The sequence below is a fragment of the Pukyongia salina genome (genome assembly GCF_002966125.1).
GTDB lineage: Bacteria > Bacteroidota > Bacteroidia > Flavobacteriales > Flavobacteriaceae > Pukyongia > Pukyongia salina.
This window is the reverse complement of the sequence record NZ_CP027062.1, coordinates 2,786,380-2,801,824: the sequence shown is the minus strand read 5'-3', so window position 1 is coordinate 2,801,824 and position 15,445 is coordinate 2,786,380. Positions and strand designations below refer to the sequence as shown.

General features: G+C 43.0%; 17 protein-coding genes. 6 read left to right on the top strand and 11 right to left on the bottom strand.

Annotated features, from left to right (window positions below; translation table 11 throughout):
* The first annotated feature begins 117 nt into the window (after positions 1-117).
* The 5 genes from C5O00_RS14525 (at position 118) to C5O00_RS12585 (ending at position 5,130) form a co-directional block, all read left to right on the top strand.
* On the top strand, positions 118-261 hold the full coding sequence (locus C5O00_RS14525) for a hypothetical protein (RefSeq protein WP_158676856.1): 144 nt from the start codon (positions 118-120) through the stop codon (positions 259-261).
* A 101-nt stretch (positions 262-362) separates the two neighbouring features.
* The gene (locus tag C5O00_RS12600) at positions 363-884 is read left to right on the top strand and encodes a YceI family protein (RefSeq protein ID WP_105217185.1); all 522 of its coding nucleotides are present in this window, start codon (positions 363-365) and stop codon (positions 882-884) included.
* A 63-nt stretch (positions 885-947) separates the two neighbouring features.
* Positions 948-1,928 carry an SMP-30/gluconolactonase/LRE family protein gene (locus tag C5O00_RS12595; RefSeq protein WP_105217184.1) on the top strand — a complete coding sequence of 327 codons (981 nt, stop codon included), beginning with the start codon at positions 948-950 and terminating at the stop codon, positions 1,926-1,928.
* A gap of 3 nt (positions 1,929-1,931) precedes the next feature.
* On the top strand, positions 1,932-3,800 hold the full coding sequence (gene gnd / locus C5O00_RS12590; RefSeq protein WP_105217183.1) for an NADP-dependent phosphogluconate dehydrogenase: 1,869 nt from the start codon (positions 1,932-1,934) through the stop codon (positions 3,798-3,800).
* Positions 3,793-5,130: a GntP family permease gene (locus C5O00_RS12585; RefSeq protein ID WP_105217677.1), complete on the top strand. Its 1,338-nt coding sequence runs from the start codon at positions 3,793-3,795 to the stop codon at positions 5,128-5,130. Before gnd ends, C5O00_RS12585 begins: the two co-directional genes overlap by 8 nt.
* Here C5O00_RS12585 and C5O00_RS12580 read toward each other — a convergent pair.
* Positions 5,127-7,094, bottom strand: coding sequence for a tetratricopeptide repeat protein (locus C5O00_RS12580; protein WP_105217182.1), 1,968 nt, complete (start codon positions 7,092-7,094; stop codon positions 5,127-5,129). The two genes, C5O00_RS12585 and C5O00_RS12580, sit on opposite strands and share 4 nt — an antisense overlap.
* Before the next feature lie 107 nt (positions 7,095-7,201).
* On the opposite strand from C5O00_RS12580, the gene C5O00_RS14520 reads away from it, so the two are divergent.
* Entirely contained in the window at positions 7,202-7,345 is a 144-nt protein-coding gene (locus C5O00_RS14520; RefSeq protein ID WP_158676855.1) for a hypothetical protein, read from the top strand.
* A 228-nt stretch (positions 7,346-7,573) separates the two neighbouring features.
* On the opposite strand, the gene C5O00_RS14515 is transcribed toward C5O00_RS14520, so the two are convergent.
* From C5O00_RS14515 to C5O00_RS12535, 10 genes are all read right to left on the bottom strand, one after another.
* Positions 7,574-7,711 (bottom strand): hypothetical protein, encoded by a 138-nt coding sequence (locus C5O00_RS14515; protein ID WP_158676854.1) that lies wholly within the window; start codon positions 7,709-7,711, stop codon positions 7,574-7,576.
* Positions 7,712-7,791: 80 nt separating this feature from the next.
* On the bottom strand, positions 7,792-9,009 hold the full coding sequence (locus C5O00_RS12575) for a class I SAM-dependent rRNA methyltransferase (protein ID WP_105217181.1): 1,218 nt from the start codon (positions 9,007-9,009) through the stop codon (positions 7,792-7,794).
* A gap of 3 nt (positions 9,010-9,012) precedes the next feature.
* Complete coding sequence (locus C5O00_RS12570; RefSeq protein WP_105217180.1) at positions 9,013-9,780, bottom strand: TerC family protein; 768 nt, start codon at positions 9,778-9,780, stop codon at positions 9,013-9,015.
* A gap of 12 nt (positions 9,781-9,792) precedes the next feature.
* The gene (locus C5O00_RS12565; protein ID WP_105217179.1) at positions 9,793-10,044 is read right to left on the bottom strand and encodes an acyl carrier protein; all 252 of its coding nucleotides are present in this window, start codon (positions 10,042-10,044) and stop codon (positions 9,793-9,795) included.
* Positions 10,044-11,321, bottom strand: coding sequence for a beta-ketoacyl-[acyl-carrier-protein] synthase family protein (locus C5O00_RS12560; RefSeq protein ID WP_105217178.1), 1,278 nt, complete (start codon positions 11,319-11,321; stop codon positions 10,044-10,046). The genes C5O00_RS12565 and C5O00_RS12560 overlap by 1 nt, the downstream gene beginning before the upstream one ends.
* Positions 11,318-11,758 (bottom strand): 3-hydroxyacyl-ACP dehydratase FabZ family protein, encoded by a 441-nt coding sequence (locus tag C5O00_RS12555; RefSeq protein ID WP_105217177.1) that lies wholly within the window; start codon positions 11,756-11,758, stop codon positions 11,318-11,320. The genes C5O00_RS12560 and C5O00_RS12555 overlap by 4 nt, the downstream gene beginning before the upstream one ends.
* Positions 11,758-12,522, bottom strand: a complete 765-nt coding sequence (locus C5O00_RS12550; RefSeq protein WP_105217176.1) for an SDR family oxidoreductase — start codon at positions 12,520-12,522, stop codon at positions 11,758-11,760. The genes C5O00_RS12555 and C5O00_RS12550 overlap by 1 nt, the downstream gene beginning before the upstream one ends.
* Positions 12,523-13,575 carry a type III polyketide synthase gene (locus C5O00_RS12545; RefSeq protein ID WP_105217175.1) on the bottom strand — a complete coding sequence of 351 codons (1,053 nt, stop codon included), beginning with the start codon at positions 13,573-13,575 and terminating at the stop codon, positions 12,523-12,525.
* Positions 13,572-14,285 carry a methyltransferase domain-containing protein gene (locus tag C5O00_RS12540; protein ID WP_105217174.1) on the bottom strand — a complete coding sequence of 238 codons (714 nt, stop codon included), beginning with the start codon at positions 14,283-14,285 and terminating at the stop codon, positions 13,572-13,574. The genes C5O00_RS12545 and C5O00_RS12540 overlap by 4 nt, the downstream gene beginning before the upstream one ends.
* On the bottom strand, positions 14,282-15,406 hold the full coding sequence (locus C5O00_RS12535; protein ID WP_105217173.1) for an NAD(P)/FAD-dependent oxidoreductase: 1,125 nt from the start codon (positions 15,404-15,406) through the stop codon (positions 14,282-14,284). Before C5O00_RS12535 ends, C5O00_RS12540 begins: the two co-directional genes overlap by 4 nt.
* Positions 15,407-15,445 lie beyond the last annotated feature (39 nt).

Genomic DNA, 15,445 nt, shown 5'->3' with positions numbered 1-15,445 from the left:
CTTGGTTGAAAAAGGAAATCCTGCATATTTCCTCCATGAAGAATAAGCGATTTTCACTTGGGTAAGTCGGTAGTTTGTCGTATTATAGAGAAACGTTAACCTCTAAAATTCAACCTCATGGGCAATAAAAGCGACAAACCAAAACCTGGAATTAGTATAAATCCCAAAACCAAGGCTCCAGATAAATCGAAGCCGGGAATTAGTATTAATCCCAAAAAAGCAGACAAATCCAAGCCGGGCATTAGTATAAATCCTAAATAAGATATCATTTAGGCGAACCCGTTTCATTGTGAGGCAACTTCTTTGTATTATATATAATGAATACCACGCTATAGGCGTTAATAGATTATAGTATAAATACAATGAGAAGACTCCTTTTAGCTTACTTCACCCTTTTATGTGTGTTGCCATCGTTACATGCACAGTCTATTTCCATCATCGAATTGGAAGCGGAGATACAGTTCCTATTTGTAGATGATGACGTAGATGGCACCCTGTCCAATTTCAAGTTCAGTGGCGCTATCAACCTTGATGATCTGGCAAATTCCGATTTCTCAGGTTCTGTAGCTATGGAAACTCTCGACACCGATAATTGGTTCAGAGACAGGCATCTTCGGTCTAAAAAATACTTCAATAACAAGGTTTACCCCCTGCTTACATTTAAAAGTACGTCGGTTTCCGGAACTGGTTCCGAGTTTTTAATTCGCGGGAACCTCACCATAAAAGGAATCTCCAGACCGGTTACATTTAACTTTCGAAAACTGCCCGGGAAATTACAAGGGACTACCCAGATCAACACTTCTCAGTACGACATAATGATTCATGACGATACAAGCAGGAATCTGGTAGAAGTTACTATTACACTTCCCTACACTACGCTCTAATTGCATTCGGAAATTGTAGATTAATATGTAACTTCACAGGCAATTAACCAAAAACCTGAGTCCATGCGGCATTTTTCTATTTTAGTGATCCTTGCGATTACTTTCAGCTGCGCTGATAACCCCGCTTCAGAAAAAAATATAACAGATACAAAATCTTTAAGAACCGATGTCCAACTGGAGTTTAAAACCCGAGCTCTGCTTGGGGAAGGAGCTATTTGGAATTATAAGACCCAGGAACTTTATTGGGTGGATATCCTGGGAAAAAGGCTTAACGTTTACAATCCGAAGAACAAATCGAACCGTATCTTTCCTGTGCCCTATCGTATTGGGACAGTGGTCCCGCAAACAGATACCACAGCAGTGATTGGCCTGGACAACGGTATTTATATCTTGAACACCGGTCACGGTGGTATAAGGCAGATCTCGAATGTGGAAGAAGAAATTCTTACCAACAGATTTAATGATGGAAAATGTGATCCCAACGGGAATTTATGGATAGGCTCCATGCACCTTGAAGAAACCGAAGCGGCCGCTAGTCTCTACAAGGTTGCTCCTAATGGGGAAACCACAAAAATGCTCGATAATATTACTATCTCCAACGGGATCGTATGGTCTGGCGATGGCCGCACTATGTACTATATAGATACCCCTACATCTCAAATAAAGGCATTCGATTTCAACCTGAAAAACTCAACAATAAGTAATGAACGTGTTGTAGTAGAGGTGGATCCTGCAGATGGCTATCCGGACGGAATGGCGATCGATGCAGAAGATGTGCTTTGGGTAGGATTATGGAATGGTAATGCCGTAGCTCGATATAATCCTAATACAGGAAAAATGCTCGATAAGATAGAAGTGCCGGCGCATAACGTAACCGCCTGTGCCTTTGGCGGTGAAAACCTGGATATTCTTTACATTACAACGGCACTAATAGATATGAGTGAGGATGAAGTGGCTCAATACCCGTTGGCTGGTTCGATTTTTAGTGTTAAACCCGGGGTTAAGGGTGTGGAAAGTGATTTCTTCGGAATTTCAAACAAATAATCTATGAAACCGGTATTTGTGATCATGGGTGTTAGTGGCTGCGGTAAAACCACCGTGGGAAAAATGCTTGCCGAAAAACTGCAGCTGCCGTTTTATGATGCAGACGATTTCCATCCACGAGCTAACATTGAGAAGATGTCATTGGGTACCCCCCTCACCGATGAAGACAGAAAGCCCTGGCTGGAGATCCTCTCTGGAGAGATTGGACAGTGGACTGCAGATAAAGGAGCAGTTTTGGCCTGTTCGGCATTAAAGGAGTCTTATAGGAATTTACTTGCCGCCAATACCGATATTCGATGGATCGTTCTTCATGGATCCTACGATATAATAATGAAACGTATGCAGAAACGCCCCGAACATTTTATGGGAGCAGAGATGCTGCGTTCGCAATTCGACGTCCTGGAACTTCCGTCTTACGGCTTGCATCTGGACATAGAAAAGAGTCCCGGCGAGTTGGTTTCGGAAATACTGAGGGAATCTCTGGTTTCAAGAAAATCTACCCTTGGCATTGTTGGCCTGGGAGTAATGGGACGCAGTCTGGCTCATAACGTATTGGGCCGAGGTATTTCGGTATCGGTGTACAACAGGGCTGAAGGCGACGAGGCAGACGTGGTCACTAATTTTTTAGCTGAAGCAGACACTCCCCTGACCCATGGATATACGGAATACGAGGCGTTTGTTAAATCGCTGAAAACTCCGAGAAAAATATTATTGATGATCCCCGCAGGCCCGATAGTGGACACAGTTTTGCTAGCCATCCAACCTTTCCTAACTACAGGTGATGTGTTAATAGACGGGGGCAATTCCTATTTTGAAGATACCCAAAGACGATTTGAATATTTCAAGCATTTAGGAGTAGATTTCGTTGGTTGTGGAGTTTCAGGCGGTGAAGAGGGCGCCCTGAAAGGCCCGTCACTTATGGCAGGTGGGACAAATGAAGCCTATGAAAAGATCAGGCCTGTGCTGGAAGCGATCGCAGCCCGCGATAAGAATGGAGATCCTTGTGTAACACTTACAGGGACAGACGGTGCGGGACATTTTGTAAAGACGGTTCATAATGGTATCGAATATGCCGAAATGCAATTACTTGCCGAAGTGTATGCCCTTCTAAGGCCATCGATGAACTACGCATCTATCGCTAATTTGCTTTCTGAGTGGAATCAAGAGGAACTTTCCAGCTATTTACTCGAGATCACAATCGATATCCTGCGGTATAAAGAAAATGAAGGGTATCTTCTTGATAGAATCCTGGACAGGGCTTCGAATAAAGGTACCGGCGGCTGGTCGTCCAGAGCGGCTATCGATCTGGGAATTCCCGCCACTATGATGACTTCCGCTCTCTTTGCCCGCTATGTTTCGAGTATGAAGCCAATGCGTGAAAAATTAGCGCGAGAGAAAGCTGCACATGTTGAGATCGAGCTTAGTCTTCTGAAACAGGCATATCAGTTTGCCCGCATAGTAAATCACCTGCAAGGCTTCGAACTTATAAGAAATGCCGCCGAAACCTATAACTGGAATACAGATCTGGCCGAGATTGCTCGTATCTGGACCAATGGATGTATAATTAAATCGGGACTTATGAAGAACTTTCAACAATACCTCACCGCAAATGTTCCATTGTTCGACCAACCTGAGATCATTTCAGAATTAAAACAAAAAGAAGCTTCTATTAAAGGAGTTTTAAGCGCCGGCCTGGAAGCTGCGATCGCCTTACCATGCTTTTCGGCTGCCTTGCAATTCTGGTATGGGATGACTACCAAAGATCTACCGGCAAATTTAATCCAGGCGCAACGCGATTATTTTGGCGGACATACATATATGCGTAACGATAAGGATGGAAGTCACAGTACAAATTGGAAAACCAATGGATAGTACCTTACTTATAGCTATTTTCTCCGGGATTGCGATCTTATTGATCTTAATTCTGAAATTTAGAATCCAAGCTTTCATCTCCCTGCTCATTGCCAGCATTGTGGTAGGGATCATTGCCGGGATGGATCCTCTTAGCATAGTAAAAACCATACAGACTGGGATGGGGAATACGCTGGGTTTTGTGGCGGTGGTGGTTGGGCTTGGGGCCATGTTTGGTGCAATCTTAGAGCATTCAGGGGGAGCCGAGGCTATTGCTTCATTTTTACTGAAACACGCTGGTGAAAAAGGTGCTTCCTGGGCCTTGATGATAACAGGATTTATAATCGCAATACCGGTCTTTTTCGATGTTGCCTTCATCATATTGGTTCCACTTATCTATTCTTTGCAACGCAAATCGAAGAAGTCGTTGTTACTTTACGGAATGCCGCTTCTGGCCGGACTGGCAATTACACATGCGTTTATCCCTCCCACTCCCGGACCCGTGGCTGTGGCCGATATATTAAAAGCAGACCTGGGCTGGGTGATCGTTTTTGGCGCCATTGTAGGGATCCCTACAGCTATTGTTTCCGGGCCGTTATTTGCGAAATATATCTCCAAACGTATTCATGTGATCGCTCCCGAGTTAGTGGAATCTCAATCGGATGACCAGCCAAAACCATCCGTAGGAATGATCGCTGCTATAATTGGATTACCTATTATATTGATCGTTCTCAACACGGTACTTAACAGCCCGATGGCCGAGGGCTGGATCTCTGAAGCATTCAAGGACTGGATGAAGATGATAGGCCATCCGTTTACAGCGCTCATCCTTGCCAACCTCATCGCATGGTATTTATTAGGGGTTAGAAGAAAGACCTCTAAAGAGAAACTGTTGAAGATCACCACCAAATCGATGGGTCCGGCCGGGATCATAATCCTCTTAACCGGAGCCGGTGGAGTTTTTAAGGAAATGCTCATTGCAACTGGAACCGGAGATATGATGGCAAATTATTTTGCCGAACAGGGCTTAAGCACTTTATTATTTGCTTTTATAGTAGCAGCCCTGGTGCGTATTCTTCAAGGATCGGCTACGGTAGCCATGATCACAGCTGCAGGTGTAACCGCTCCCCTGTTATTGGGCTCTACGGGGGATATAGAAAAAGCGTTATTGGTAATAGCTATTGCGTCCGGGGCATCTATCATGTCTCACGTGAATGACAGCGGTTTCTGGTTGGTTAGTAAATATCTGGGTTTAACAGAAAAACAGACGTTCAGGAGCTGGACAATGATGACCACTTTACTCGCTATTACTGGTATGACTTCGGTTTGGATATTATCTTTGTTCTTCTAATGCCAAAAGCTCAGGATCTCCTTAAATCCCGCATCTTCACGATACTTTAGAAAATGTGGATCATTTTGAAAGGTCATAGGTGTATACGTATTCCCGTCGGCTATGGATTTCATGAGATGCTTAAGCATTAACGCCTTGTTATCAATCCTGGCATAGTATTGCGCCAGAGCATAATCCACACTTCCAAATTGGTAATCGCTGCGAGCCTGGTTTATCTTTTTTAGTAATTGCTGCGCCCGTTGATCTTTAGAATTTTTAGAATAACAGGCTGCCAGGTGTGACATTATGGTGATATCTTCCGGCGAAGAGTTATGAAGATTTTCATAGATAGATTCGGCTTTCTTGTAATCTTCCAATGCATACCATGCCTCTGCTAGACTTTCCTTGTTTTCTTCGGAAGTGGCCAAAGCTATTACCCGGTCGTAATAGATTTGAGCTTGCGAAGGTTTCTTCAGCAATAAAAACTCTTTACCAATATAAGATTGTGCATTGATCATATACGCTCCCGAATTGGATATTTTCAGCCGCTCCAACAGATTTTCCAGTTCGTCTTGCTTACCACTTCTCACATAAGCAGACATCAATGATCGTTGCAGATACAAATCGTCCACCACATCGGTAAGCGGCCGCAATAATTTGATCGCCTCATCGTATTTTTCCAATTCAATGTTAGCAAGCGCCTGGGTGTAAATTCGGTATTTACATTGGGTACAACTTTCCAGGTTCATTCCTTCCATAGACACCGCCCTGAAGATAGTATCTACCTCTTTTGGTTTATTAACATATTGCAGGGTCACAACCATGGCACCGGCATTGGTTAACAGATGGAATGGCGCAAATTTGTATTCGTAAAGGGTATGCTTGTAGATTGCACGATTATCTCCTTCCAGTAAAGCGTTATAGGTTTTTAGCAAGTTTGCTTGTCGGTCACTATCCCTTGAATTAGGAACTATGGCATTTTTTAGAGAATCTGCTTTTCTAAATTCGCTAATGTTATAGTAATAGGCCACTCGCATTACCTTAGGTTCGAAATAATCGGGATCGGCATCGATAGCTTTATTAAGTAATTCTATATAGCGTTCATTATCCCCAAAGGTAGCTTCGGCATCGATAAAATATTGGTAGGCTTCAAATTTTGGCGGGGTTTCTTCCAGATTCAGTGAAGGATTCACCTCAGTAATAAGATATCCCAGGATCTTTTGTTTAAGGGATTCGATACAAACCAGCGGGTCACTTTTGTCACAGCTAATAGGCTCGAAGGAAATGAAGGTCTCATCGTAGCTCCCGTCCATGATCGAGCATTGAAATAGTAGTTCGTCCTTGTTGAGATAGTAGTTTCCCACAATCACTTTTGCAGGTTTAAAATATTGGGTGACTACCTTTTTTTCATCCGATTCCTCTTCAGAAGTACTCAAAAACCCGAGGTAGTCATTAATTATTTCAGGTGATACCACTTGACCTAATTCGTGCTGGGTAATACCGTGCATGATCCAATCGGAGGTCATTTTACCAATGATATTATTTGAGTCATCGCCGGTGTTGTTCCCAAATTTTAGGATAGCGATCTTATCTGTAGAAATTGCCGTTGGGAGCTTTAAGGTTCTACCAAAGTTATTCTGAATGATAAATACAGAGGCTACTACACATAAACCGGAGATGATCCCCATATAGGTAAAATACATTTTATAAAAACCGCTTTTCTTGGCTTTTCCTTTTTTGCTGATGCGTACAGCCTTGTCTTTCTCCCACTTCGCCAGTTTAAGATGCCAGATATAATAAAGATAAAAGGGAAATCCCAATAACAGGATCAGGATTAGATAAGTGTTTGAGATCTTCGGAAGGCCCAGAGGGTCCCATGTAACTGCCAATACCTGCAACAGAACCCAGGACGAAACAATGTAGATAGAAAGCATCTTCAATACTTCCTTCTCACTACATTCTTTTACAAATGATCTAAATGTCATTTTGCGGTTCCTTCATTTTAGCCAATACTCTGAAAACCAGTTATTTCCTTGCAGGGGACGGAAATATTCACTAATATAGTAATTAAATAACTAATAAAATTAACCTCATGAAATTTCAAAACGACTATTTATTAGGCTCCTATATGGACCCTGAGGATGAAGAAGATTTCGACTTACCTGAAGCCGAAATCGATGATATTCCGGGCGATGATACCATTGATAATGGTATACATATAGATCCGAAGATCTAGATTGGTATAGTGATCTCAATGATCACGAAAAGGAACAACGACTCCCCGTCTGTCACTCTCACATAAACTGGTATTTTTTCTGATAGCGTCCGCTATGGGAGAAGGCTTTTATTTGCTTATTTTAAACTAACAGGACTAACAGAAAAGCAAACTTTCGAGATCGGGACCTAAAAGTATCGATCCACACGTTAGCGGGGATAACGCTCAAAAGCCTGCTTCCCTTTAGGATTAGTCCTTAACTATAAAACAACAAGCCTTATAGGCTACTAAGTAGGTCTGGAAATATTTTAATTCCATCCGAATAATCTGGATGGCAAGTAAAGAATTATGGTCATTCTCCTTGGCGGTAGCGATGGTTGCGAACATGGTGATTGGTTTGATGTAAATAAACGTTAGTTAAGCAACTGTAGTACAACTTTTAACGTTCTTTAGAACTATTTAACGTTCTATTTAAATTGGTAATAAGCGGTCTTTAAATAGGCGCCTTCGGGGAAGGTTACGGGGTGATCCAAGTCGTGGTACGTTTTTTCCATCATTTTGTAGTTCCTCGACATATCATCCAGAACACGTTTATTTATATCGAAAAAACTATCGGCAGTTACACGTGACGAACAGGAGGCCAGTACCAAAATTCCATTTCGATCTACCAGGGAAGCCCCTAGCCTGGCCAACTGGGCATATTTTTTTTCTGCTCGCGAAATCTCGTTCGCGCTCTTAGCAAAACTTGGTGGGTCTATTACCACCAGGGCGAATTTTTTTTCTTCTGAAATCATTTTATCCATGATCTCGAAAGCATCTCCGGTCAACGTGAAGTGCGTCCCCTTATAAGTGTTGAGTTCTGCATTTAGTTTCGCCGCTTCCAGTGCCTGTTTGCTTATATCCACACTGGTCACCGAAGTGGCTCCTCCTCTTAATGCGTGTACCGTGAAGCCACCGGCATAGCTAAAAACATCCAGCACAGCCTTTCCTTTCGCTAATTCGCCCACTCGTTTTCTATTGTGACGATGATCCAGAAAATAACCCGTCTTATGTCCCTGGATCACGTTGGCTGAAAATGTTACTCCGTGTTCAATAAACTCTACATTCTCATTGGGTAAGTCGCCATAGACTATCATCCCCTCTTCCAAGCCGTGCGAAGTTACCGCAGCAAGTTTTCGGTTAAGCCTAACAACCATACAATCTACTTCGCTAAGTTGTATAAGGACTGGAAATATGTCTTTTATATACGGTAGCCATATCTCCGAATATAACTTTACCACTAGCACTTTGTTGTACACATCGGCTATAAGACCGGGAAAGCCATCATTTTCACCAAAAAGCAGGCGATAACTATTTGTTTTGGTTTTTAAAAGCGGAATCCGGACCGCGTAAGCGGCCGCAATTCTTTCTGAAAAAAAAGTAGTATTAATAGTGGCCGGGCCTCCTGCGTGCAGCATTTTTATTCTAATGGGGGAGTTTGGATCGTATAGCCCCACACCTATTACATCATTGGATCTACTTCCAAAGATAATGGCCAGATCCCCAGCCTTTCCTTCTTTGTTTACTTTTGTTATACTGTTTGAAAAGATCCAGGGATGCTCACTCCTTGCACTTCTTTCCCCATTCAACGATAGTTTAACAGCCAGTCGTTGTGGTTCGATTTCGGGAAGTGCTACATTGAACATCCTCTATAAATGTTGGTTCAACTTTTTCTGGTAGCGACCCTGAACAATATCCACTATAACCAGAACGAAGATCACAAAATAGAAAGTGGTCTTACTCATAGGAGTAATATCATTTCCAAAGAGCTTCATATGGGCCAGATGCCCTCCTTCCGATAGTAACATGATTCCTACTATTAGTAGTATAAACAGGCCAAGAACTTCGTACATCCTGTTCTTCTTCAGGAATTCGGTAACTCGTCCTGCCAGCCAGATCATTACCAAACCACCAATAATGATGGCCGTCGCCATCACCCAAAACACATCGGTAAGGGCTATAGCGCCTAAAATTGAGTCGAACGAAAAAACCAGGTTCATCAGGATAATAGATAGGGTGATCATCGCGACCGATTTTGGCTTCTTTTCCATATGGTCGTCTGCTTCCAGACGCATCATATGCATGATCTCCCTTACCGCCGTGTACATGATAAAAACTCCTCCAAAAAGAACGATCAGGCTGTGAAGGTTAAAATCTCCTTCAAAAACCCCTGTAGCGTGTACGGCGAAGAGGCTGTCCTGGAACAACTCGATCACCTTCAGCAATACAAAGAGTAACACTATACGTAAAACGATCGCACCACCAATCCCAATTTGTCTTACCCGCCTTTGTTTGGCTTCGGGAGCCCGTTTAGACTCTAGCGATATGTATAAAAGGTTATCAAGTCCTAAAACTGCCTGTAAAAGGGTTAGCAGGGCGAGCGTAACAAAATTCTCCACCGTAAAAAGTGCTTCCATGTTCAGATAAATTTAGTTTTCTACTTTATTCGCAATGATCGCGATGGCATCATTAACTGTACGCAACGACTCCAGATCGTTGTTACTCAATTCTATATCGAAGGCGTCTTCCACGTCCAGGACAACATCCACGAGATGTGCCGAATTTATATTGAGCTCCTGGGTAAGATCGGCATCTTTTTTTATGTTTTCTGCCGAAACATCCTCGGGTAAATAAGCAGCAATGATTGGTTGAAGTTTGGTGTAGATCTCTTCTGAAGTCATTAAATAGAATTTTGCCTAAAGATAACACACGCGTTCACATCTCCAAAACCAAAGCTGGCTTTTGCAATGGTTTTAAGAGGATGGCTTACCGTTTGTATCGGAATCCTGCTCCTGTCTGCAATAGCACTAATTTCCGGATGAAGGTCCTCACAGTTTGAATTAGGAAAAATAAACCCGTGATGGAGTTGCAGTACGGCAGCAACCAACTCCATACTTCCGCTCGCTGCTAGTCCGTGCCCAATCATCCCTTTAAGTGAATTTACATAAGGGAAATCGGCTCCCTTCCTTCCCAGTGCCTCACTCCAGTTACGTATTTCGGTTGGATCTTTTACGGTGGCTGTGAGATGACCGTTAATATAATCTATTTCATGTCCTTCAACCCCAGAGACTTCCAGAGCTGTTTTTATACATCGCTTTACTGCAATACTATTGGGTGCAGTCATGCTACCCTGCTGTCTTTGCCCGCCATTGTTCACATTGCCTCCCAATACCTCGGCGTAGATCTTCGCGCCGCGTTCCTGTGCACTTGTCAACGATTCGAGCATTAAGGCACCCGCCCCACTCCCGGGTACAAATCCCGAAGCAGTTGTACTCATAGGCCTGGATCCATGCTCCGGATCCTGGTTGTGTTTCCAGGTAAGTACTTTCATAGCATCGAAACCTCCCCAAACCACCGGGCCATCATCCGAACAGCTTCCACACAGCATTTGCCGTGCTTTGCCCGATGCAATTAGATCATACCCCATTAGGATGGCTTCGGTGCCAGTTGCGCAGGCCGATGAATTGGTGGTTACCTGGTTTCCCGCACCTATCATTCCTCCTAAATAAGCACTTATTCCGCTCGCCATGGTTTGAGCTACTGTAGTACTGCCAAGGCGTTTCACTTTTCCTGAATCCAGTAAATAAATGGCTTCTCGAAACTTGGCTGTGCCACTGGTTCCTGTTCCGAAGATAATTCCCAGATCCCAGAGCGGTTCATCATTTTTTCCTGCTGTCTCGATCCCTGCATCCTCAAGTGCCTCCATCCCAGCCATGACACCGTATAAGATGCCGCTACTGTTAAAATTTCGCAATTGCAGATCGGTAAAATATTTTCTTTTTTGTTCTTCTGAAACTTCTGGTTTGGCGGCGATCTGACAACTAAAATTGAGTTCTTCCAGTTCCGGGAAATGCCTAATTCCGGATTTACCGTATCTTATGGCCGAATGAAACGCTTCCACACCTACTCCATTTGGGGACACAATTCCTAAGCCGGTTATGACCACACGATTCTTCATGATCTCTTCGTAATTAACATCCCGCTGATGCTTCCCTCACAAAGTATTTCGTCATCTGCATTCGTCATTTTTACATTACATTTAAGTTTATTGAAGCGGAAATAGATCTTTTCTGAAATAACGATTACGGTGTCGCCTGGATAAACAGGCTTCAGGAAATCGACTTCGGTACTACTCAATGCCACTTGAAAATCTTCACCCGAAGATTCGGAGAGCAGATAAATTCCGAAGCAAACCAAACCCAACTGCGCCATACACTCAGTAAGTATTACTCCGGGTGTTACAGGGTAATCCTTAAAATGGCCCTTATAGAAATATTCGTCTGTTCTGAAGGTATACCTTCCTACCAGGCGCTCATCATTTACGGAGTCTATAGAATCCACGAACAAAAACGGATGGCTATAAGGTAATTTTGCTATGATCTCGGTTGGTTTCATCAGCGCAAACTTTCTCCCCCGTCAACCTTTATTACCGTACCATTTATCCATTGTGCTTCGTCCTGGCTTAGAAGGTAGACCACATTGGCCACATCTTCGGGAGTAGTTAGTCGCTTGAATGGGTTTCGTTTTCTTGTAGCCTCTGCCAGTATTTCACTACCGGGGATCATTTTAAAGGATGGAGTTTCGGTGGCACCTGCCTGAATACAATTTGTAGACATGCCCAACTCGGCATATTCTACTGCCATACTGCGCATCAAGGCTTCCAGGGTAGATTTTGCCGCAGAGACGGCGGCATATCCCGGCCATACTTTCGCGTTTCCTTCACTGGTGAACGCTAAATTTCGAGCATTTTCACTAAAACAATCTGCTTCTATAAGTGCTCTTGTCCATTCGTACCAGCTATGTCCCATGGCATGTACAGTGATCTCGATATCCTCCCTCGTTAATGCATTATCACCCGTTAAAGGCTTTAGGCTGCCTTTGGCAATACTGTGTAGTAATAATTTCACCGATCCCTTGGGCAAGGTTTTAAGTACTTCCGAAATGGTTTCTTTCTTTAGAGCATCCAGATTGTGGGTGTTCACTGTGCTTCCGGCATTGGCCATCTGTTTCACCACTTCCTGAAAAGCATCCAGATCACTTTTGCGGGTGCGATGAACAATGCAGAGATCGAATCCTGCTTGCGCAAGTTTTTCTGCCGATGCGAGACCCAGGCCACTGCTGCCGCCCAGGATAAGTGCTATGCGTTTTGATTGGTTCATTTAAAACTCTAATAATATTCGTTGTGCCGAAAATCCGGGCCCAAAGCTTAACATGAGTCCGAGGTCACCTTTAGGCAACTTTTTATCCATAAAGCGTTCTAAGACATAAAGTACGGTGGCACTACTCATATTCCCATACAATTTAAGAACTTCTTTGGTATCATCTATATTCTTACCCAGGCCGCCGAAGAGCTGTTCAACGGTTTGGACGATCTTCTTACCGCCCGGGTGAAAAATCAGGTGGTCCACATCGGCGATTGTTTTGTTATTCCTTTCCAGGAACGGATGTACGATCTTAGGAAAATGTTCGGCTATTTGTTCAGGAACAGTGATATCGAGTATCATTTGCAAACCTGTATTCACCATTTTAAAACCCATCATATGGGTGGCATCGTAGAAATGATACATCGCTTCATCAAGGATCTTAGGCCCGTGATCTTCTTCAGCAGATGACATTAGTACACAGGCGGCTCCATCGCCAAATATAGCAGCACTCACTATATTTACCATTGAAAAATCATGCTGTTGAAAGGTTGCCATGGGCGATTCTAACGCAATGACGGCGGCTCTTTTACCGGGATTGGCCTTTAGAAAGTTATATGCATAGATCATCCCGGAGATACCGGCAGCACAACCCATTTCGGTAACGGGCAGGCGTAAGATATCCTGCCTCATTTTCAGCTCATTGATTAGATACGCATCTACAGACGGGATCATGATCCCGGTACAACTCACGGTGATGATATAATCTACATCGGTTGGTAACCATGCAGCTTTCTCCAGGGCTTTATTGAGGCATTGAGCTCCCAATACCTTCATTTCGCGGCAATAGATCGCATTTCTATCCTCAAATGAAGTGTGCAGGAACATGTCTTCAGCATCCATAATAGAATATCGCCTTTCTACACCCGCTCCTTCAAATATCTTTAGCACCTTTCTTCTAAAGCGCTCATCCTGGCCGCCCAGCCAAGCATCCACATAAGGAATAATTTCGTCTGTACTTCTTGTGTATTGAGGAAGTTGCTTGGCAACCGATTTTATTTTTACGCTCATGTCTTTTCAATGATCCATTGATACCGAAATGCCCATTTCCATCGTATTTGATGTTTTGCAGCTATATTTTTAGAAAATGCTTTCAATTCCTTTTTTTTAAAAGCCCTGGCAATGGAAATTAATCCGTCATTTCTGGCAGTGGCGGTGCGAACAAACAATGTACTCACAATTTTAAAAAGAACAAAGGCGATCCTACTTCGTTCTAAGTCGTTAACCACGATCCCTACTTTCGTCGTGGAGTATAGATTTTTCAGAAACAATTCTATCTCTTCATCTGTGAAATGGTGTAAGAACAAACTACAAATGGCGATATCACATTCTATAGTTTCAAATGCTTCAGAAAAAATATCCATTGTTATAAATTCGATCTCCGGATACGCTTCAGATCGTCGCCTGGCCTCTTCTATAATATGGCGATTAGCATCCAAGCCTATGTATTTTAACCGCACACCGGGAATGTTTATAGATTCTTTGCAAACTCTGAGCATCTCACCATCCCCACAGCCCAGGTCTAATATGGTTATCTCATTTTTGTTGGTAATCTTTTCAAGAAGCTTTCTTATACCGTTGAGGGTTATTAAATTTCCGCCCAGCCACTTATTCACACGTTTTAAATCACTCAACAAATTCTCCATTTCTTTGCCCTGGAAATGGAAGTCGTCCATAAGTTCCTGTTGATTGGATCTGTATTTAGAATTAAAATATATCATACCATCAAGGTACCATGAGTTTTCCTGATCACGTAAGGTAAAATTGACGGAAACCTGCTAATAGCCTTATAAGTGAACACAGACGCCGTATCGTTTAATAGTAATCGCTGTATACGCGCCCCGGTAATTAGTCTACCGGAAAAAGTTTTCTTCCATACTGCTTCATAGGCGCTTTCAAGTAGTTGTCTGTTAGCTCCCTTAATGTGAATTTCACTTAGGTATAATTCTGAAAAGATCTTCGCCGAATGTATCGCTATGGCCATTCCATTTCCACAAAGAGGATGAATGAGCCCGGCACTGTCACCCAACATAAAGATATGGTTATGGATAACCGATTTTTTAGCGAAGGAGATCTGACTTATACTCAGCGGCTTTTCAAATAGCGGCCTAGCATGTTTAAAGAAATTCTGCAATTTCTTATTCCTGCTCATCACTGTTCTCTGAAAATCTTCTATCCCATCGGCCTTATTAAAAGATCTAAGGGTGGTAAGGTAGCAGGCATTCACGGCACCAGTTTCTGTTTTTGAAAGTCCGCAATATCCTCCCTCGAAATTGTGTAATGCCACCCGGTCCTCCGGAAAATCGAAATCGTAATGCGCTTTTACAGCCATCCAATGCGTACGCTTGTTAATGAAATCACGCCCCAGTCTTTTATCAAGAAGCGATCTCTTTCCGTAAGACCCCACGACAAATCTACTTTTATAATGCTTTTTACTCTGGGTATCAATTATAAATTCATCATTTAAGTATTTTATGGAAACAGCGGTATCGAATATGACATCGATTTGTGAATCAAGGGCATCAAATAATAGTTTATCCAACGAATAGCGCGAGATACCAAAGCCACCCAGCGGAAGGTCACTTTCAATAGTTTCTCCTTCCCTTGTACTGATCTCGAACCGGGAAATAGGAACAGCACCGTGTACATGAGGATCGATTCCTAGGTCGTTTAAATAGGGTAAAACCTCGTTAGACACATATTCGCCACAGACCTTGTGTTTAGGGTACGGGTGTTTTTCAATTAAAAGGATACGGATATGGTGTCGCTGCAAATGCAGGGCAGTACAAAGGCCGGCCAGCCCACCACCTATGATGACGATATCATAATCCTCCCGGTGCATTTATAATGTTTTTTAACTGCAAAAAAAATCCCGATGCCG